This is a genomic window from Proteus sp. fly-1067, from assembly GCF_040139345.1.
Classification (GTDB): Bacteria; Pseudomonadota; Gammaproteobacteria; order Enterobacterales; family Enterobacteriaceae; genus Proteus; species Proteus vulgaris_B.
Window position 1 is genome coordinate 126095 of the sequence record NZ_JBEEUL010000008.1, and the last position, 20645, is coordinate 146739.

Below are 20645 nucleotides of genomic sequence, written 5' to 3' on the forward strand. Positions count from 1 at the left end.
TTTTAATTAAAATTGTGCAGTCACACCTAATCGGAACGTTCTTCCGGGTGCAGGCATACCTGATCGCGTTAGTGGATCAATGTAATATTCGTTTAATAAATTACTTCCCGTTATTTCAAACGATAAATTAGGGCTATATTGATAGTTAATATAACCATCAACGGTAAAGACTTTTGCCCAACGCATCGGGTTATTATTTCTACCGTACATTTCTCTTGGTAATTTTTCTTTTAGCCATTTTTCATCTTTATTTTCTACTTCTGATGAATAGAGCCAACGGCTACCTATTTCTAATTTATTATCTAACCAACGAGTTCCTAAATGTAAATTAACCGAATATTTAGGCTGAATAGAAGTACGTAAAAAACCTCCCGGATAACCGCCCGTCATACAATCTTTAATACCCAAGAAACCAAAGGGATCATAGTGACTAAAAGCATTTTTATCGCATACCTTATTTTTATGACTATAAACAAGCGCGGTATCCATAAAAATAAAACCGTTATCAAAGCGCGCTTGAACTTCTAGCCCCTCTAATATTTGCTTTTCAAATTGCCTAATTTGCCAATTCGCATCTCTATCAAACACATTTTCGATATTGGTATAAAAATAATTTATTTTAATATCAGCATGGCGCTCGACATTAAGCCAATCGGTCAAATCAAACACAACCCCAAACTCTGTACTTTTCGCACGCTCGGGTTTTAATTTAAAACCGTAATAACGGGCTTTAGAGCCTGAAAAACCACTGGTGTCTTCAAATAAATTAGGTAATCGTAGCTGCTCAGTATAACGCCCATAAAAACGCAATATATCACTGGCATACACCGTTGCAGACACGAGTGGTGAAAATGCCCCATGCTGATAGCTGGGTTCAGATTCAAAATTATCTTTATCATCATCAAGATAAATAGAAATTGGTTTTGTCACGCCCATTTCATATTTATTAACTAATTTACCTGTAATAGGATCGGGCACTTTTTCATTGATATCAGCATAACCACTTAAGAACATATTGTTACTTTTAGATAATTCGCCATTTTCGTCATAAAGTATGACGGTATGTTCCGTGACCATAAGGCGTTTTTGAGACGATTTTATGTTGAGATTTCCTTGTTCATCATGAAGAAAGTCATCTTGCATCATATCAATCTGAATTCTTCTAACTTCATTACTATTAATAATCTTTTCTTTTATTTCAGGTGATAATTTTTCATATTCAGGATAAATAAATTTAGACTGTTGAAACTCTCGCACTTTTTTATATATTTCTGGATAACGTCGATAATTTTTAATCTCTTCAGGTAACGTTTCTACATCTATCCGATTAATGGCTCGATATAATATATACTCCTCCGCGGTTAATGTACGTCGATAAGGAAGAATAAAACCTCTTATTGGCGGTGATTTTTCATAACCTTTTACGTTATTACGCCGCTTATTATTTAAAAAAGTATCTGTTAAATGATAATAATGATATTTCCCACCCGCGGTAATGGCTAACCAAGACAGTGGCTTCCAATCTGTGGAAAGAGCTAAATTAATTTCATGACGTTGCCCTGCTCGCCCAGCGGTAACAAAATCAAAACCTGTAGGTAATTCCAATTCATCACTATCTAATTTCTCAAATTGATAATAACTGGAAAATGCAATAGAAAATTGCGGTGATAATTTAAATATCGAGGATATATCAATACCATAACGATTATTCTCTTGATAAAGAGAAGAAGTATCAATAAACCCAGTTTCATAACTGAGATTCCATTGTGTATTTCTACTAGAAAACGAGTCAACTTGTTTTGGCTCCCTTGGTTTTCCTCCTCGCGTATTAGTATGACCCGTAGTTAAATTGCCCCATAACCGTAACAGTAAATCTGTTTTTTTATCTTCGGGTTTATATTGATAGGTTAATATGCCTGCTTGTTGTGTAATATTCCCCAGAGGCCACTGGTTGACTAAATTTTTATCATAACGAACCCAACTTAAACGTGATGGCATAATATCGCCAAACAATAAGTCAGTATATCGATAGTTAATCGAAAAACGGTGCGTTGATTCAGGAAATAATGTTCCTTTGACTAAAAGAGAGCGACTACGATTAGAGGTATTCGGTACTTCATTATCAGGTCGATAAATATGAGCAATAAAAGGTAAATAAGGATCAAAGTTTTTTGTCCCATCTCTGACATGAACCGATTCTAATAAGTCTTCATTATCCTCACTATATTTTTTGGCATTCCTTTTTCCTGCAAAGTAATTTCCTTTTTCTCGCAGTGCATAAGCAAATAGTAAATTAAACTTTTCTTCTTCAAAACCTAACCCAAGACGAAATGAATAATCTTTAAAGTTTTCTAATTTGCTTTTTTGAGGGGTTATTTCTAAAGCAGGATCAATAATGTAAGCATGTTGCTGGTAAAACGTTGGATAATAGCGGTAATCCTCAATCATATTTGTATAAACTTCTTTATACCGTGTAGAGTTATTACTGATATCCCCTTTAAAATTAATCCCAAAAGAATCACCAATAGGGACAATATCTCGGATACCTAAGGTTTTTACTGCAATACCACCACCAATACCTGTTTTCATATCAGGGGTTAATGAAGGACCTTTTTCAATATAGATACTGCTAATCAGATTAGAATCAATATAGTTACGATTAGAAGCACCACTGTAACCACGATAAACCGTAATTGCTTGCTCTGTGCCATCCACCGTAACAGGAATTCGCCCTTGCCCTTGAATACCCCGAATATTCGGATCAAGCGCCCCACCATTACGCGCTTCACCACTATAAACTCCAATGGCACTTTTGAGTAAATCTGCAGGAGAAACACCTTGATAACGCTCTAATAGCTCTTTGCCTAAATAAACATTAGAGACGTCTTTCTCATAAACTTGTGAATAACCTTCGGTATCTTTTTCTTTATTATCAGAAATCTGAATATGACCAAGATCGGTTTTATCTTCTTTGGCTTGCAGATAAAAGCAAGGAGAAATTAGCGATAGAGAAACGAAGATTGAAACAATTTTCCGCTTTCTAAAAAGCATTACATGCATTGTTTTACCTATTCAATTAATAAAGGAAGTAACTTATTTAATTAAAATTGTTTTTCTAATTTAAATAATACTTCATGTTGCTGATATTGATATAACCAATCCACATTGCTTAATCTTCGGGTATAACGGAATTCTATTGCAGGGTAAAACCCTAAAATAACAGGTGATTTATTTTTAATATTGGTTGTGAAAATAAAGCTATTATCTTTTCTTCTCTTTTTTAATAAAGGATTATAATTATTAAAATATTTAAATTGATACTGTAAAAAAAAAGAGATATTCCAACTTACTGACAATGGATAATAAACGCCTGTTTTTATACCATACAGCTGATAATTTAATAAAGTGTTTTTTTTACGATCTAACTGATAATTTAATTGATTAACTAACTGAATTCCATTATTAAAATAATAGTTATGGTTAGCATTATAACTAAGTTGATGAGAATTTAAATTATTTAAAATTTTTTGATATTTTTTTACTTTATAATCAAAACTTAAATTAATAGTCTGCTTTTTATTAATTAAATAAGAAAATTGTGTTTCACTTCCCCATGCTTGATATTCATATTGAGCTTGTGATTTTTTTATTTCGTAATAAGGTGTCATTGACCATTGATATTGATTTTTTTGGTAGCGATAACCCAGTTGTGTATATAACGCAAGAAAATTAGCGTTACGGTAAGAGTGATAATCAATATATCGTACATAAGTATAAGAAGAGAAAGTATGGTAAGAATAAATAATAAACGGTTGATAAAAAGAAAAATAATGAGCAAAACCTGTTGATGCAGTGGGTTTGGCACCTCTTAGCGTAATTTTTCTTTGAGTAGATTGAGAGACAATTTGTTCTGCTAAGTAAGGTGCTTGATTAATATTATCATCATAAAAAAAGCTAAATTGATAGAAACGCTGACCTTGAAAATAAGAGGCTAACTTAACCCTATAAAACTCAATAGATTGGACAATATTTTTAGGTAAATCAACAATGTTACTTAATTGAGTGAGTTGCTGTTGTGCTTTTTTATATTCTCTCAAATAAAAATAAAGCTGAATTAACCCTGTTTGCGCTGGGATAAAATCGGCTTTTTGTTTAAGTTGCTGCTGATAATAAAATTCAGCGTTTAAAAAATCCCCCTTTGCTTGGGCTAAAAGCGCTTTAGCGTAATCAATTAAGAGTGTTTCATGTAAAGGTAATTGTTGATAGTCCAGTAGTAGTTCTTCAGCCTTTTTCCACTGCTGTTGCTGTAAAGCACTATAAAGTTGTTGCCCTATTTGGGCAACGTAATGTTGAGGTGAGGAATAGGAGAATAAAACGGAATTATTTTCTTTGGCGCTTACTTTTAATGGAATGAATAACATACTGATAATAAAAAGTAATTCCATTCGTTTTTGATAATAACGCATGGTATATCCTTATAATAAAAATCGACCTATTCCTTAAGGTCGATTTATTTTTGATAAAAAAAAACAGATAACCCTATACCTGATTATCTGTTGCTAACATTTAGCATAATGACCACTAATACCACTTCTAAAGAATTAACCGATTGTATTACCAAACAAATTTATAATATTATTTTTGAAAAAATTAAGAAGCATCCGTGCTTGCTGTCGTTTCTTCATTTCCACTGCTATCTTTCGTACCACCGAAACCAATATCTTTTGTATGGTCTGAACTGAACACGACAATACCCGCTAATACATCCGCGCTTTCACCAAAGAAGGCACCTTCAACAACCCCTGATGTTGTGCCCTCTTTTGCATCCGCAGAAAACGTCACTTGGTTATTGGCGGTATAAAGATTCCCACTTTCTAACTGAACCGTACGTTGACTATTCGCCAATGAACCTTCAATTTTCTTTTGTGAAAAATTAACATCAAACGTACCTGAAAGTAGATTACTACCACTGTATTGGCTAATACCTGTTACCGTATAAGTCGCGCTGTCTGTCGGCAGTGTGGTTGTGACATCTTTACCGACATAATAGGTTTGATGTGTCGCATCTGTTGCTGATGTTGTTTTTGCCCAGTCACCATAATAAACATTCGCGTCCGTCACTTTTGCAAAGTGAAAAATACCCATATTACTGTGGCTTGCAGGGGAGTTAGCATTAGGTTGAATAGTATAAATTCCATTACTGTCTGCTCCACCACTCATCATGGGTGATGTTAACGAAGCAAAGCTAAGTTTTGCACCATTTCCAATACTTTTGATCCCAACACCAGGTTCTCCACCGGCTGATTGATGAGAACCTCGATTCACTGCATCACTTGCACCTACAACCATCGTTGTTAAAACACCACTTTGATTAGAGTGAATTTCAGCTTGCACTGCATGTGTACCCATTAATACGAATAACGCACAAGTTATTTTATTCAGTTTTTTCATAATAATTTCCATATTATTCATGTGAGGATGTGGTTACTTATTATAAATAAAATAATAAGTAACCACTTACAGAGGTATTTATATTTTTATCTTTCCAACTTCACTTGCGAATATAAAGCTTGCTGTGTTGTCGGTGAACTATATTAAATAAATCTCTTTCATTGTAAATAACTCTTTTTAATAACAATGATTTTAATTAGCCTTATTTATGTCATGGAGATATATTTAATGTTATGTTTTAATTTAACTTTTTATTAAAACAAATTAAAATGTCATTATTATTCTATGTTGTTTTTTGTGAACAATCTCGCAATTAATTAAATTACTTTGTTATAAAACTAATTAATATTTATTAGGTGTTTTATATTTACTATAAGCAATACATTGAGAATGTAATCATTAATTAAATTAAAAAATTTTTTCATTTATTTTAATTTATTTATTTCCTCAGGAATTATTTTTATAAAGACATCACGATCTTTATTTTGAATATTATTATTCCAAATAACACCTATTTCCCATTGTGTGTACAAACCAGACAGTGGCAACAAAGTGACTTTTTGTTTGTCACAAATAAGTTCTGCATTTTTAGGTACTAATGCCATTCCTAATCCCGCGGCAACTAACGCCAGCTGTGTTTGAATATCTTGTGATTGTTGTAATACACGAGGCTTTATTTGATGATGCTTTAAAAAGGCATGGATTTGTTGATATAGTTTTTTTCCTTTCTCAGGAGCCAACTGAATAAGCCCAAGCGTATTAAAGTAGTGTAATGGATCATCATCAGCCTCTAACACCATAATAGTTTGCGTGGGAATTGCTAACATCAATCGCTCTTGTACTAATGGAATGCCTTTTAGTGGCTCAGAAATAGGCAAACGTGAAAAAGCTAAATCCAATTCACCTAAAAGTACTTTATCTTCCATTATATTAGAGGGCATATCATCAATATGAACCGTAATATCTGGATAATCTTGCTTAAATTTAGCCAATAAAGGGGTGATAAAGCTTAATGATGACAAGCCAAACCCAGCATAAAGCTCGATCTTTTGAGGCTCAATTAATTGGCGAGCCTGTTTTTCTAAAAGACGAACTTCTCTTAATACTGATTGGCATTGATTGAGTAAATATTGCCCTTCTAGGGTAAGTTTTGCACCTTGGCGCCCACGTTGAAAAAGAGTAATACCCAATTGAGATTCTAATGTTTTTATTTGTTTAGTAAGTGCAGGCTGACTAATACAAAGCTTTAATGATGCTTCACCAAAATGTTCAGTTTCAGCCAGTACAGCAAATGCGTTCAATAAACGAGTGTCCATGATTAATCATTAATCCTACATAGTTTTTACTTTTATTATCCTATCATAAAATAAATAAATAAAATTAATAACCAAGACCAACAACCTGATAAATAAAATATTCTAGCTTTCTTTGAGATTATTCCCTCACTATAAAAACGTATTTTTTGCTCCAGCTACAATTCCTTATTTTTTCTTTTAGATAGCCATTTAGAATCGATAAGCGTTACAGCAAGAAATAACCCAGTTCTACATCTCTTTTTCACGGAATGGATACCTTATTTTCTGGCATCATAATGGCAATAAAGGAGTATTTATGTTTGCTAAGTTCCTATTTATAATTCTTTCATTATTAGGATCCTCTTTTTCCTGTTTTGCAGGAAATGGACTGGTGGACAGAACATGGAATGCCACAGGGCTTGATACACAAAGCTATCGACAAGCATTAAGACAACCTACGGCAAGCTCTCGATATACTCTTTTTAATATCACACCAGATATGCCTGTTCCTGGTGGTACAAACCCCTCTGATCATCAAGGTATTCGTTATATTGCAATGAAATATGGCCCTTATGGTCAACCTGAACACTATAAAACCTACCAAATTATGTTTTCTCATTATTCAAATAGCAGTACAAAAAAAATTCGCTATTTAGGTGAACTATATACCGTTGTCGGTGATATCTATTTAATCGATCCTTTTGCAACAACCAATGAATGGCAACGCGGGCGTAGCCAAATCGTTGAAGAATATTATGAAATATTAGATGCTCACGGAAATAGAACTGGCAAAGGATTACGCTTTAATAACTGGGACAAACCTATTCATATAACTAAATGGTCATCAAATTAATATAATCTTAATCAATATTCTATTTTGTTAATTCTCTCTTAATGTCGTTATTCTTTCTTTTATTAAAATAGAGACTTTAAATATTAACTCACGTTAATACATTCTAAATTTATATAAATAAAAAATATAAAAACATCAATAACTGACATTATTCTCTTAATTTACATTTAATTATTTCTCTATATAGAAGTTTAATTCAAAGAAAAGTTATTTTTTATTTTACTTATCTATTTCAAATAACCGTTAGCTTATGAAAATCATAGAATATTATTTCAAACAGTTTAGAACTATCGCATTGCCAGATCGTGTGTATTTAAAAAATAAGTTTATTCGTAACTTAGGTTATCAACCAAATTTTAAAATACCAACATCACTAAATGAAAAAATCAATGCACGCATGCTATTCGATAGAAATCCAATTTATACGCGCTTAGCAGATAAGATTAGAGTGAGAGACTATGTGATAGATAAAATAGGCCCATCTTATCTTGTTCCTATTATTAAAATTTATTCACACCCTGATGAAATAGATATTTCTCAACTTCCTTCACGCTTTGTATTGAAATGCAATCATGACAGTGGAAGCACAGTGATATGCCTTGATAAATCAACCTTTGATTTTGAAAAAGCAAAGAAAAAACTTCATTTTCATTTAAAGCGTAACCTCTATCCGGTCACTCGTGAATGGCATTATAAAAATATCAAAGCTCAAATCATCTGTGAAGAATATATTGATTTATTTGATACAAAAAATCCAATGATACCAACAACTTGTCGTCTTCACTGTTTTAATGGTCAGCCTCATTATGCCGAGATTGATATCTCTGACACCAAAGGAAATGAGTATATAAATGTGTATGACACAAATTGGCAGTTACAACCCATCACCTTAGAAGATCCCAACACACCAGAACCTGTTGAAAAACCTACTCAATTTGAAAACATGTTGCAATTAGCCGCTAAAATGGCAAATGGCTTTAATTATTGCCGAGTTGATTTTTTAATGTCTGAAAATAAGCTCATCTTTAGCGAAATGACCTTTACCCCAAATGCAGGACGTATTCCCATCAAACCTAAAGAGTGGGATTACAAATTAGGGGCATTGTGGTCATAAATAAAGTGAAAGATCAAATAGGTGTAATGCAAGAATATATAGTTATTACACCTATTCTAATGTGTTTCATGTTCATTAGTCAGTTAATCGTTGTGGATGAGTAAACACGGTTGCTCTTCCGCGACGACAAAAACCCACCAGCGTTACATTATATTTATTAGCGACTTCGACCGCTAAAGAGGTTGCCGCAGAAACTGCAAATAAAATTTCCGCACCACACATCGCGGCTTTTTGTACCATTTCATAGCTTGCTCGGCTTGAAACTAATACCGCACCTTCACTCCACTGCTCTTGTGCTTTCATACCTAAAAGCTTATCCAATGCAACGTGACGACCAACATCTTCACAACCACCTTGCATTTCACCCTCTGGTGATAACCAAACAGCCGCATGAGTACAGCCAGTTAATTCACCAATTTCTTGAACGGTTGTCATCTGCTCTAAGGCTTTATCAAGATTTGAAAGTGAAAATGTTTGTGTAAAAGGTAACGGTGTAATAGGTCGGAAAATCTCTTCAAGTTGTTCTGTCCCACAAATCCCACAGCCTGTACGCCCAGTCATATTGCGACGACGTTCTTTTAAGCCCATAAAACGGCGGCTTGATAATTCAACTTGAACTTCAATGCCTCCGTGACAACTTTCCACAATTTCGATACTGCGAATTTCATTAGAAGACTCTATAATGCCTTCGGATAAAGAAAATCCGACAGCAAACAACTCTAAATTTTTAGGGCTTGCCATCATAACAACGTGAGAAATTCCGTTGTACACTAATGCAACAGGAACTTCGAGTGCAATATAATCGTCTTCTTGTCTGTTAAGAGATCCTTTGTGTTGCACAATTGTTTGATCTACGCCAATGATTACACGTTTAGTTAACAATTTTGTCGATTTTGTTTCATCCATAAGATGAATTCCTAAATTTATTAATACATAATAACAATACGGGTAAAACGATTTTACACTACCTATCAGGCAATGAACCTGATCCTATTAAGGATAATAGGAATAAAAAAACAATCAGCTCCATTTTCGTGAAGAAAATCAGAGTCAGTAAAAGCAATGTATGATGAGGAGAGACCCCATGCAGGTCAGCAGAAGACAGTTCTTTAAGATCTGTGCTGGCGGTATGGCAGGTACTACAGCGGCGGCGCTCGGTTTTGCACCAGCAGTTGCGCTAGCAGGCTCGCGTCAGTATAAATTACTGAGAGCCCGCGAAACCCGCAATACCTGTACGTACTGTTCTGTCGGTTGTGGACTATTAATGTATAGTCTGGGCGATGGCGCGAAAAACGCAAAAGAAACAATATTCCATATTGAAGGTGACTCAGACCATCCAGTAAACCGCGGTGCATTATGCCCTAAAGGTGCTGGTCTTGTGGATTTCATCCACAGTGAAGGTCGCTTAAAACACCCAGAATACCGTGCACCCGGCTCGGATAAATGGGTAAAACTTTCATGGGAAGAAACATTTGATCGTATTGCGCGCTTAATCAAAAAAGACCGCGATGCCAACTTCCAGAAACTCAATAAAGAGGGTGTCGAAGTCAACCGTTGGTTAACAACCGGTATGCTTTGCGCCTCTGCAGCAAGCAATGAAACTGGGTTTTTAACTCAGAAATTCTCAAGAGCTCTTGGGATGCTAGCTGTCGATAACCAAGCGCGTGTCTGACACGGACCAACGGTAGCAAGTCTTGCTCCAACATTTGGTCGCGGTGCGATGACCAACCACTGGGTTGATATGAAAAACGCCAACCTTATCGTCGTTATGGGCGGTAATGCGGCAGAAGCACACCCTGTGGGATTCCGCTGGGCGATGGAAGCTAAAATCCATAATAACGCCAAGCTCATTGTTATTGATCCTCGCTTCACCCGTACTGCGGCTGTTGCGGATTTCTATACGCCTATCCGTTCTGGTACTGATATTACGTTCTTATCGGGCGTTATCTTATATCTGCTCGAAAATAAGAAATATCAAAAAGAATACGTTGAGGCTTATACCAATGCTAGCTTGATTGTCCGTGAAGACTATCACTTTGATGATGGTTTATTCAGCGGATATGATGCAGAAAAACGTCAATATGATAAAACCACTTGGAACTACGAGATGGATGAAAATGGTTTCGCAAAACGCGACACCACATTACAACATCCTCGTTGTGTCTGGAATCTGTTAAAAGAACACGTTAGCCGTTACACGCCTGATGTGGTTACTCAGATTTGTGGTACACCAAAAGAAGATTTCTTAAAAGTCTGTGAATATATTGCTGAAACAGCAGCGAAAGATAAAACAGCATCTTTCCTGTATGCATTAGGCTGGACTCAACATACTGTTGGTGCTCAAAATATTCGTACCATGGCAATGATCCAATTACTGTTAGGTAATATGGGTATGGCTGGTGGCGGTGTTAACGCACTACGTGGTCACTCCAATATTCAAGGCTTAACTGACCTCGGTCTATTATCTCAAAGCTTACCAGGCTATATGACTCTGCCTTCTGAAAAGCAGACTTCATTAGAAACCTACTTAGCTGCGAATACGCCAAAAGCGACGGTACCAGGACAAGTTAACTACTGGGGTAATTATCCTAAATTCTTCGTCAGTATGATGAAGACATTCTATGGTGATAATGCTCAACGCGATAATGATTGGGGCTTCTCACTGTTACCTAAGTGGGACAAACCTTACGACGTTCTACAATACTTCGAGATGATGGATAAAGGTGAAGTCAACGGCTATATCTGCCAAGGCTTTAACCCTGTTGCCTCATTCCCGAATAAGAACAAGGTTATTCGTTCATTATCAAAACTGAAATTCCTTATCACAATGGATCCGCTAAATACTGAAACTTCGTGTTTCTGGCAGAACCACGGTGAAGAGAATGACGTTAAAACAGAAGATATTCAAACTGAAGTCTTCCGTTTACCAACAACCTGTTTCGCAGAAGAAGACGGCTCTATCGTTAACTCTGGTCGCTGGTTACAGTGGCACTGGAAAGGGGGAGATGCCCCTGGTATTGCTATCCCTGATGCTGAGATTTTATCAGGTATTTTCCATCGTTTACGCCAACTCTACAAAGAAGAAGGCGGCGCGATGCCAGAGCAGGTGTTGAATATGACTTGGGATTACTTTGATCCTGATAATCCAACATCCGCAGAAGTTGCACAAGAAAGTAATGGTAGAGCATTAGTCGATTTAAAAGATGCTGATGGCAATATCATTCTGAAAAAAGGTCAACTGCTTAGCTCGTTCGCTCAGTTACGTGATGATGGTACAACAGCAAGTGGCTGTTGGATCTTCGCGGGTAGCTGGACAGAGAAAGGCAACCAAATGGCTAACCGTGATAACTCCGATCCATCAGGATTGGGTAATACATTAGGTTGGGCATGGGCATGGCCTCTTAACCGTCGCATTATTTATAACCGTGCATCGGCAGACCCACAAGGTCAACCATGGGATCCTAAACGTAAGTTAATCGAATGGGATGGTAGCAAATGGACAGGTATTGATGTACCTGACTATAGCAACGCTGCACCAGGTTCTGATGTTGGTCCATTTATTATGCAGCCAGAAGGTATGGGACGTCTGTTTGCTATCGACAAGATGGCAGAAGGTCCATTCCCTGAGCACTATGAGCCAATTGAAACACCATTGGGTACTAATCCACTGCATCCAAATGTAGTTTCAAACCCAGCAGCGCGTATCTTTAAAGATGACTGGAAAGATATGGGTAAAGCAGAAGATTTCCCATATGTCGGTACAACTTATCGTCTGACAGAACATTTCCACTTCTGGACTAAACACGCGCGCTTGAATGCGATTATTCAGCCACAACAATTTATTGAAATTGGTGAGCGTTTAGCCGCAGAAAAAGGCATTGTGCAAGGCGATACCGTTAAAGTCAGCTCAAAACGTGGTTATATCAAAGCCAAAGCTGTGGTGACTAAGCGTATTAGAACCCTTGATGTGGATGGCCGCAAAGTGGATACCATTGGTATTCCTATCCACTGGGGCTTTGAAGGTGTTGCAGTCAAAGGCTTTATTGCTAATACGTTAACGCCATTTGTTGGTGATGCAAATACACAAACGCCTGAGTTTAAAGCGTTCCTTGTTAATGTGGAAAAGGTGTAAGGAGATAAATTATGTCACTGCAATCCCAAGACATTATTCGTCGCTCTGCCACCAATTCTCTTACTCCCGCACCTCATGTGCGGGATTACAAGGAAGAAGTGGCAAAACTTATCGACGTAACGACCTGTATCGGCTGTAAAGCCTGTCAGGTTGCTTGTTCTGAATGGAACGATATTCGCGATAAAATTGGCACTAACGTTGGTGTTTACGATAACCCTACTGACTTAACGGCAAAATCATGGACAGTGATGCGCTTCTCTGAAGTTGAAGAGAATGGCAAGCTGGAATGGTTGATCCGTAAAGACGGTTGTATGCACTGTGCTGACCCAGGCTGTTTAAAAGCATGCCCAGCAGAAGGTGCCATCATTCAATACGCTAACGGTATTGTTGATTTCCAATCAGAACACTGTATTGGTTGTGGTTATTGTATTGCAGGTTGTCCTTTTGACGTGCCTCGCATTAATGAAGAAGATAACCGTGCTTACAAATGTACGTTATGTGTTGACCGTGTTGAAGTCGGCCAAGAGCCTGCATGTGTGAAAACGTGCCCAACAGGTGCGATTCATTTTGGTTCGAAAGAAGCGATGATCAATCTTGCAAGCGAACGTGTTTCAGAACTGCAAACTCGTGGTTACGACAATGCTGGTCTTTACGATCCACAAGGTGTGGGTGGTACACACGTGATGTATGTTCTCCATCATGCTGACAAACCAAACTTGTATCATGGTTTACCAGAAAACCCAGAAATTAGCTCAACGGTTAAATTCTGGAAAGGTATCTGGAAACCATTAGCTGCGGTTGGTTTTGCCGCAACCTTCGCGGGTGCAATTTTCCATTATTTAGGTGTAGGTCCAAACCGTACAACTGAAGAAGATGAAGAAGAAGCGCTCAAAGAGATGGAAGCATCTTCTAAAACACAGACCTCTGTGAATAAGGAGGAGCAGAAATGATGAAGAAGAAAGGCGATAAAATTCTTCGCCACACCGCTTCTGAGCGTATTAACCATTGGTTAGTAGTGATTGTATTTCTGTTTACTGCTATCAGCGGATTGGGTTTCTTCTTCCCATCTCTGAATTGGTTCATGAATATTTTAGGTACACCAGAACTGTCGCGTTTGTTGCACCCATTCGTGGGTAGCGTGATGGCGTTCCTCTTTCTCTTTATGTTCTTCAGATATCTGAAGCACAACTTTATTGATAAAGATGACTTAGTCTGGGCTAAAAACATTCATAAAGTACTGCAAAATGAAGAAGCTGGCGATATTGGCCACTACAACTTAGGTCAGAAGGGTATTTACTGGACATTAAGTATCAGCCTGATCTTACTAACAGTCAGTGGTGTTATCATTTGGCGTCCTTATTTCGCAGAATATTTCTCGATCCCAGTGATTCGAATTGCCTTATTAGTTCACTCATTATCAGCAATCTTACTGATAATCACCGTATTTGTTCATGCTTATGCGGCGTTCTGGGTGAAAGGTTCAATTCGTAGCATGATTGAAGGCTGGGTAACTCGTGGTTGGGCTAAAAAGCACCACCCTCGTTGGTATCGTGAAATTCTCGAAGAAGAGAAAAAAGAAGCCGAAAAGCAGTCACAGAAATAATGACCTAAAGTGTATTTCTGAACAAACGGAGGCTTGTGAGCCTCCGTTTTTTATTCAATTTACGTCTGGTTTTAAGGCGTAAAAAAACAATAAAATCACGCTATTATTACCCACTGTCATGGCTTCGTGTCTGTATTTGATTTATTCTGAAGCCAAACCCTGTGGGTATTCACTATAAAATTTAAGATAATAGGAAGATAGAACGTTATGAGTATTCGCATCGTTCCTAAAGAGCAATTAGGTAAAGAACAATCAGAAAAAGGTATTAGTTTCATTCCACCAGTATTATTCCCTAATCTGAAAAACCTTTATCAACGTCGTGCTGAACGTTTTCAATCACTTGCAAAAGATAATCCTTTTGCAAACTACCTTGAATTTGCAGCTGAAATTGCTAAAGCTCAAGAAAAAGCACTCCATGACAATCCATTAATCATTGATCTTGCACCACTTCTCACACAGCAAGCAGGTGTTGCGCCTTTAGATAAAAAAACATTCAAGCGTAGTAAACATTGGCATGCTTTATTAGCCTCAATTATTGCTGAATTACGTCCGGTTGTACCTGAAAGTGTCACTATCACATTAGAAAACCTGTCTAAAGCTTCTGAAACTGAATTAGAAGAGATGGCGACAGCATTACTTAATGATGAGTATTCAAAAGTACCTGCGGATAAATCGGTCTTTATTTGGTCTGCATTATCCCTTTATTGGGCACAATTGGCCTCTAATATTCCAGGTAAAGCAAAAACAGAATATGGTGAAAATCGCCAATTCTGTCCTGTTTGTAACAGTATGCCAGTTACAAGCATGGTACAAATCGGAACAACGCAAGGCTTACGCTATTTACATTGTAATTTATGTGAAACCGAGTGGCATGTTGTGCGTATTAAATGCACCAACTGTGAGCTAACGGGTAAACTAAATTACTGGTCATTAGACAGTGAAAATGCTCCGGTTAAAGCAGAAAGCTGTGGTGATTGTGGAAGCTATCTGAAAATTTTATATCAAGAAAAAGACGCCAATGTTGATGCTGTCGCTGATGATTTAGCGTCTATTGTTCTTGATGCAAAAATGGAAGAAGAAGGATTTGCTCGTAGTAGCATTAACCCATTCCTGTTCCCAAATGAATAATAATTAGGTACTAGTATGACAAATGATACGCGCTCACTTTACAGCCAGCTACCGTCTATTGATAAGTTGCTGCATCAAGAAGAAATTCAGATTTTAGTTGCTTCTTATGGTCAGACATTTATTACTGAGCATTTACGAAAGTTACAAGAAGAAGCGCGTATCATTATTCGCCAAGATAATGACCTACCTGCATGGTATAACCAGTGGGCGAATGAATTACAAAATCGCATTACATTACAACAAAAATCGTTAATTAAACCTGTTTTCAATTTAACAGGAACGGTTTTACACACCAATTTAGGTCGAGCATTAATGGCTGAATCGGCTATCGAAGCCGTTAGCCAAGTTATGCGCTCTCCTGCAACCTTAGAATATTCTCTCGATGGTGCCTCAAGAGGACACCGTGATCGCGCTATCGCAGACTTGTTATGTGAATTAACGGGGGCTGAAGATGCCTGTATTGTTAATAACAATGCGGCCGCTGTTTTATTGATGCTTGCAACCGTAGCACCAAATAAAGAAGTCGTGGTTTCTCGTGGTGAATTAGTGGAAATTGGTGGTGCTTTTCGTATCCCCGATGTGATGACACAAGCAGGTTGCACACTTAAAGAAGTGGGTACAACAAACCGCACTCATCTTAAAGATTATCGTAACGCCATTAATGAAAATACGGGATTGCTGATGAAAGTTCATACCAGCAATTACGCTATTCAAGGTTTTACCGCAGAAGTTCATGGTGAAGAATTAGCGGCTTTAGGTAAAGAGATGAATTTACCTACTGCTATCGATTTAGGCAGTGGTTCAATGACTAACTTAGCTACTTTAGGTTTACCTTCAGAGCCCATGCCTCAAGATTATCTACAACAAGGTATCGATCTTGTTACCTTCTCTGGTGATAAATTATTAGGTGGCCCTCAAGCGGGAATAATCTTAGGTAAAAAAACATGGATTGAAGCTATTCAGCGCCACCCTTTAAAGCGTGCATTACGTGTTGATAAAATGACATTAGCAGCATTAGGCGCCACATTACGCCTTTATCAGCAACCAGAAAAAATGGTAGTTGAAATTCCGACATTACGTTTGTTAACTAGGACACAAACAGAAATTCATGACATGGCGCAACGGTTATTGCCTCATTTTCAGGCATATTATGGGGAAAATTACCATATCACGATATCCTCATGTGCGTCTCAAATAGGCAGTGGTTCGTTACCTATTGAAAGTTTACCGAGTGCAGCGCTTACCTTTGAAGCAAAAGATGGAAAAGGTAGCCAGTTAGATACATTAGCCGCACTTTGGCGTAATTTAGAAAAGCCCATTATCGGTCGAATTACTGATGGTCGCCTGTGGCTTGATCTGCGCTGTCTTGAGGATGAAAATGCATTAATACAGGCACTTTTACTATGATTTTTGCGACAGCAGGTCACGTAGACCACGGAAAAACCACACTTATACAAGCCATCACTGGGGTAGATACAACCCATTTACCCGAAGAGAAAAAACGAGGTATGACCATAGATTTAGGTTATGCCTATTGGCGTCAAGATGACGGAACGTCTATCGGTTTTGTCGATGTGCCTGGTCATGAAAAATTTCTTTCTAACATGCTTGCTGGTGTTGGTGGGATCTCTCATGCACTGTTAATTGTGGCTTGTGACGATGGTGTTATGGCTCAAACCATTGAACATATTTCTATTTTACGTCTTGCTGGTTGCCCTCAAGTTACCGTAATTCTGACTAAAGCAGATCGTGTTACGCCTGAACGAATTGAAGAAGTTCGATCACAAATAATTGATGTATTGGCCAATTTAAGCTGGCAACAACCTGTTATTTTTGTCACCTCAGCACCTTCTAATGAAGGGATACCCGCGCTTCGTGACTATCTTGTTAATCTTCATCAACAAGAGCAACAACACCCTCAATGGCATAAACGCTTTCGCTTAGCGATAGACCGCGTTTTTAGTATTAAAGGGGCTGGGTTAGTAGTTACGGGTACTGCCCTCGCAGGGAAAATAGCCATTGGTGATACTTTTTGGCTAACAGGTGCTGATAAACCAGTAAGGATCAGAGCGTTACACGCACAAAATCAACCTGTAGAAAGTGCTGGAGCCGGTCATCGTATTGCCATTAATATCACTGGAGATGTCAGTAAAGATAGTGTCTCTCGTGGCGATTGGTTGCTCTCTCAAGAACCTAACTATCAAGCTCATAAAGTCTTAGTCAGTTTAATCGCTGATGAACCTTTAAAGCATTGGCAGCCTGTACATATTCATCATGGTACTCGCCATATTACAGGCCGTGTTGCGCTCTTAAATAATACTACCGAAACACCTCAATTAGCTGAACTTATTCTTGATGAACCACTTTGGCTGGTGGATAACGACAGACTTATTTTACGTGATATTAGTGCTCAACGTACATTAGCCGCAGCGAAAGTCTTACATTTGCATTCGCCACGTAGAGGTAAACGACAAAGTGAGTTCTTAGCTTGGCTACATCAACTTGATAATGCTGATAGTGTTAGTGCCAATTTAGCGTTATGTTTACCAAAAGGTGAATTATCTCTAAATCAGTTTGCTTGGGCTCAGCAATTAACTGAAAGTGCACTCACTCAGCTACTAAAAACATTTGACCTAATTAACGTTGCTGGCGTTATTCTTTCTAAAGAAAATGCTGATAATGCAAAACAAAAATTACTCAATACACTTGAGGAATATCACCAACAACATAATGATCAAATGGGAGTCGGACGTTCACGTTTAAAACGAATGGCGCTACCAACTTATCATGATGAGTTGGTTTATCACCTAATTGATCAATTACGAAAAGAGGGTGCAATTAGCCAAAGTCGGGGCTGGCTTCATCTCCCAACCCATGGTCTTGCTTTTTCGCCAGAACAAGAGTCGTTATGGCGATATGCTAAAGTCTATTTTGAGCAATCTGAACCTTGGTGGGTACGTGATCTTGCAAATGAAATGAAAAAGGATGAAAAAGAAATTCGTTCATTATTACGCAAGGCCGCACAGTTAGGTTTAATTATCCCAATTATTGCTGATCGCTACTATACCCATGCATCTATAGAGAAATTTGCCTCCATTATTGTGAAATATAATGAGAGTAATGGCAGTGTCACCGCAGCGGATTTTCGTGATGAATTATCTGTAGGACGTAAATTAGCAGTACAAATCCTAGAATATTTTGACCGTACAGGTTTTACACGGCGCAAAAAAGATCTTCATATTTTACGAGATAAAGGGCTATTCTAAATAAAGAATATAATTAGACTGAATAATCCATTCAGTCTAATTAAAATTATCACCTACAATAGTAGTAAAATTTAAATCCTATTCTTTATGGCTATACTCGGAAGAGATATGAAAAAACTATTAGGAAGTGCTTACCTAGCACTTATTCTTATTGGCTCTCTGTTTATTGTTTTTGAAAAAACGAGTCTTATTTATACAGCCCTACTCTCTGTGAGTGCTTATTTTATTCTTTTTTCTCTTTTCTTTATTTTATCAGGACGTGTTTTATTTTCGATCATTACAACTGGTACACTTTTCCTGATCACTAAGTTTATTAACCAACTTAAAGTCCATTATTACAAAGAGACATTAATGTTCTCTGATTTTGATTTAGCCTTTGACAGTTCAAATTTAGGGACATTAGGACATTATTGGGAAGCCGGTGTGGCATTGGTTGCAATGCTAATATGGCTTCTTATTAATATGTTGATTGCTTGGCGTTTTTCCAAAAAATCACGCCTAACATTACGTGTAAGTAGCTTACTGCTAATAGTTGTTGGTGTCATTACCATCCATTTTACTGTTGAAAAGTGGCAAGTTGAATGGGAAGGTACATTACCTGGTGGCCGAGGTACCGTTACTAATTTGATTATGTCCGGTTACCAAACTACATATCACCCCCCTTATTTTAAAGAAAGTGCTGACTATTTCCTTGAAAAAGCAAATAAAACGGCATTACCTGAGACACAAACTGAAATAAAGCCCGATATCATCATTTTATTACAAGAATCGACGGTTAATCCCTCCATTTATCAATTTGATAAAGATCTCGCATTACCTGATTTATTTATGTTCCAAAAAGATGAAGGTGTGAGTGCTCAAAGCCCTTTACGAGTACAAACCTTTGGTGGTGGTACTTGGCTTTCTGAGTTTTCCATCTTAACAGGATTAAATACTGACGATTTTGGTGCCCGTAAGAACTCGGTATTCTATTTTGTTGTCGATAATCTTAATGAAAGTTTATTTCGCCGACTCAAAGCTGAAGGCTATTACACGGTTTTACTCACCCCATTTAATCGCAGTGCTTATCATGCTGGTTATGCTTATGAGCAAATGGGAGTTGATGAAATTATCCAACCTCAAGAGTTAGGTTATCCTGGACATTTGGAAGAAAATCTTTGGAAAATATCAACACAAGATATGCTAGGTTATATCGAAGAAGTTCTTAAAAAACGAACAGATAAGCCTTTGTTTATATTTTCATTAACGATGTACGAGCATGGCCCTTATGATGAATCTCATACTGATGACTATCAAATTACAGGTCAAACAAAAAGCAGTAATGCGCCGGGTAAATTTAGCCACTATATGGAAAAAATAATTACCAGTGATCCGGCAATTAAAGATTTTTCCAATTTTGTCGCCCAAAGAGAAAAACCGACAATGTTTCTTTATTTTGGTGATCATCAACCTAATATTGAGTTAAATAATTACCAGTCACCATTTACTAACCCCGCACATATCACTCAATTCACATTGAGAGACAACCTAACGCAAGGTGCATCACTTTCAACGGGTGAGTTAACGGATATTAGCTTCTTAGGTGGCATGATACTGGAGCGTGCACGTTTACCATTATCACCTTTCTATAAAGCCAATATTCAAATGCGACACTTATGTGAAGGTAAATTAAATGACTGTGAAGACGAAAAATTAATTAATAGTTATAAAAATTATATTTACGACAAATTGAAAGTTGCAGGTGTCGCTGATGATTAATTTTTGTCACTTAAATAATGGATGATCGGGATTATAAATCTGATT

14 protein-coding genes are annotated in these 20645 nt (G+C 37.3%); 9 read left to right on the forward strand and 5 right to left on the reverse strand.

Annotated features, from left to right (window positions below; genetic code table 11):
* Positions 1 to 6: 6 nt before the first annotated feature.
* The 4 genes from ABN217_RS12420 to ABN217_RS12435 form a co-directional block, all read right to left on the reverse strand.
* Positions 7 to 3060, reverse strand: coding sequence for a TonB-dependent receptor domain-containing protein (locus ABN217_RS12420; protein ID WP_349459475.1), 3054 nt, complete (start codon positions 3058 to 3060; stop codon positions 7 to 9).
* A gap of 41 nt (positions 3061 to 3101) precedes the next feature.
* On the reverse strand, positions 3102 to 4466 hold the full coding sequence (locus ABN217_RS12425) for a surface lipoprotein assembly modifier (protein ID WP_349459476.1): 1365 nt from the start codon (positions 4464 to 4466) through the stop codon (positions 3102 to 3104).
* Positions 4467 to 4650: 184 nt separating this feature from the next.
* Positions 4651 to 5451: a Slam-dependent surface lipoprotein gene (locus ABN217_RS12430; protein ID WP_349459477.1), complete on the reverse strand. Its 801-nt coding sequence runs from the start codon at positions 5449 to 5451 to the stop codon at positions 4651 to 4653.
* 425 nt (positions 5452 to 5876) lie between these two features.
* Positions 5877 to 6767, reverse strand: a complete 891-nt coding sequence (locus tag ABN217_RS12435; protein WP_340894458.1) for a LysR family transcriptional regulator — start codon at positions 6765 to 6767, stop codon at positions 5877 to 5879.
* A 295-nt stretch (positions 6768 to 7062) separates the two neighbouring features.
* On the opposite strand from ABN217_RS12435, the gene umoA reads away from it, so the two are divergent.
* On the forward strand, positions 7063 to 7599 hold the full coding sequence (umoA, locus tag ABN217_RS12440) for a UmoA family flagellar biogenesis regulator (protein WP_115351331.1): 537 nt from the start codon (positions 7063 to 7065) through the stop codon (positions 7597 to 7599).
* Positions 7600 to 7849: 250 nt separating this feature from the next.
* Entirely contained in the window at positions 7850 to 8713 is an 864-nt protein-coding gene (locus ABN217_RS12445) for an ATP-grasp fold amidoligase family protein (protein WP_196554657.1), read from the forward strand.
* A gap of 75 nt (positions 8714 to 8788) precedes the next feature.
* Here the strand turns inward: ABN217_RS12445 and fdhD are convergent, their stop codons facing one another.
* On the reverse strand, positions 8789 to 9619 hold the full coding sequence (gene fdhD, locus ABN217_RS12450; protein ID WP_072070493.1) for a formate dehydrogenase accessory sulfurtransferase FdhD: 831 nt from the start codon (positions 9617 to 9619) through the stop codon (positions 8789 to 8791).
* 178 nt (positions 9620 to 9797) lie between these two features.
* Here fdhD and fdnG point away from each other — a divergent pair, with 178 nt between their 5' ends.
* The 7 genes from fdnG to ABN217_RS12485 all read left to right on the forward strand — a co-directional run bounded on the left by fdnG (position 9798) and on the right by ABN217_RS12485 (position 20600).
* The gene (gene fdnG, locus ABN217_RS12455; protein ID WP_141650228.1) at positions 9798 to 12845 is read left to right on the forward strand and encodes a formate dehydrogenase-N subunit alpha; all 3048 of its coding nucleotides are present in this window, start codon (positions 9798 to 9800) and stop codon (positions 12843 to 12845) included.
* Between the two features lie 11 nt (positions 12846 to 12856).
* Positions 12857 to 13795, forward strand: a complete 939-nt coding sequence (fdxH, locus tag ABN217_RS12460; RefSeq protein WP_036933457.1) for a formate dehydrogenase subunit beta — start codon at positions 12857 to 12859, stop codon at positions 13793 to 13795.
* A complete protein-coding gene (gene fdoI / locus ABN217_RS12465) occupies positions 13792 to 14448 on the forward strand; it encodes a formate dehydrogenase cytochrome b556 subunit (protein ID WP_072070496.1) in 657 nt (218 codons plus the stop codon). The genes fdxH and fdoI overlap by 4 nt, the downstream gene beginning before the upstream one ends.
* Before the next feature lie 207 nt (positions 14449 to 14655).
* Positions 14656 to 15576 carry a formate dehydrogenase accessory protein FdhE gene (gene fdhE, locus ABN217_RS12470; protein ID WP_196554660.1) on the forward strand — a complete coding sequence of 307 codons (921 nt, stop codon included), beginning with the start codon at positions 14656 to 14658 and terminating at the stop codon, positions 15574 to 15576.
* A 15-nt stretch (positions 15577 to 15591) separates the two neighbouring features.
* Positions 15592 to 16983, forward strand: coding sequence for an L-seryl-tRNA(Sec) selenium transferase (selA, locus tag ABN217_RS12475; protein ID WP_197269718.1), 1392 nt, complete (start codon positions 15592 to 15594; stop codon positions 16981 to 16983).
* On the forward strand, positions 16980 to 18842 hold the full coding sequence (gene selB / locus ABN217_RS12480) for a selenocysteine-specific translation elongation factor (RefSeq protein ID WP_349459479.1): 1863 nt from the start codon (positions 16980 to 16982) through the stop codon (positions 18840 to 18842). Before selA ends, selB begins: the two co-directional genes overlap by 4 nt.
* Positions 18843 to 18950: 108 nt before the next feature.
* Complete coding sequence (locus tag ABN217_RS12485) at positions 18951 to 20600, forward strand: LTA synthase family protein (protein ID WP_197269720.1); 1650 nt, start codon at positions 18951 to 18953, stop codon at positions 20598 to 20600.
* Positions 20601 to 20645: the final 45 nt, after the last annotated feature.

Excerpts from the sequence above, each read along its gene's own strand:
- ABN217_RS12435 (WP_340894458.1), bottom strand. The coding sequence starts at position 6,767 with ATGGACACTCGTTTATTGAACGCATTTGCTGTACTGGCTGAAACTGAA.
- selB (WP_349459479.1), top strand. The coding sequence starts at position 16,980 with ATGATTTTTGCGACAGCAGGTCACGTAGACCACGGAAAAACCACACTT.
- ABN217_RS12445 (WP_196554657.1), top strand. The coding sequence starts at position 7,850 with ATGAAAATCATAGAATATTATTTCAAACAGTTTAGAACTATCGCATTG.
- selA (WP_197269718.1), top strand. The coding sequence starts at position 15,592 with ATGACAAATGATACGCGCTCACTTTACAGCCAGCTACCGTCTATTGAT.
- umoA (WP_115351331.1), top strand. The coding sequence starts at position 7,063 with ATGTTTGCTAAGTTCCTATTTATAATTCTTTCATTATTAGGATCCTCT.
- ABN217_RS12485 (WP_197269720.1), top strand. The coding sequence starts at position 18,951 with ATGAAAAAACTATTAGGAAGTGCTTACCTAGCACTTATTCTTATTGGC.
- ABN217_RS12430 (WP_349459477.1), bottom strand. The coding sequence starts at position 5,451 with ATGAAAAAACTGAATAAAATAACTTGTGCGTTATTCGTATTAATGGGT.
- ABN217_RS12425 (WP_349459476.1), bottom strand. The coding sequence starts at position 4,466 with ATGCGTTATTATCAAAAACGAATGGAATTACTTTTTATTATCAGTATG.
- fdoI (WP_072070496.1), top strand. The coding sequence starts at position 13,792 with ATGATGAAGAAGAAAGGCGATAAAATTCTTCGCCACACCGCTTCTGAG.
- fdhE (WP_196554660.1), top strand. The coding sequence starts at position 14,656 with ATGAGTATTCGCATCGTTCCTAAAGAGCAATTAGGTAAAGAACAATCA.
- fdhD (WP_072070493.1), bottom strand. The coding sequence starts at position 9,619 with ATGGATGAAACAAAATCGACAAAATTGTTAACTAAACGTGTAATCATT.
- fdxH (WP_036933457.1), top strand. The coding sequence starts at position 12,857 with ATGTCACTGCAATCCCAAGACATTATTCGTCGCTCTGCCACCAATTCT.
- ABN217_RS12420 (WP_349459475.1), bottom strand. The coding sequence starts at position 3,060 with ATGCATGTAATGCTTTTTAGAAAGCGGAAAATTGTTTCAATCTTCGTT.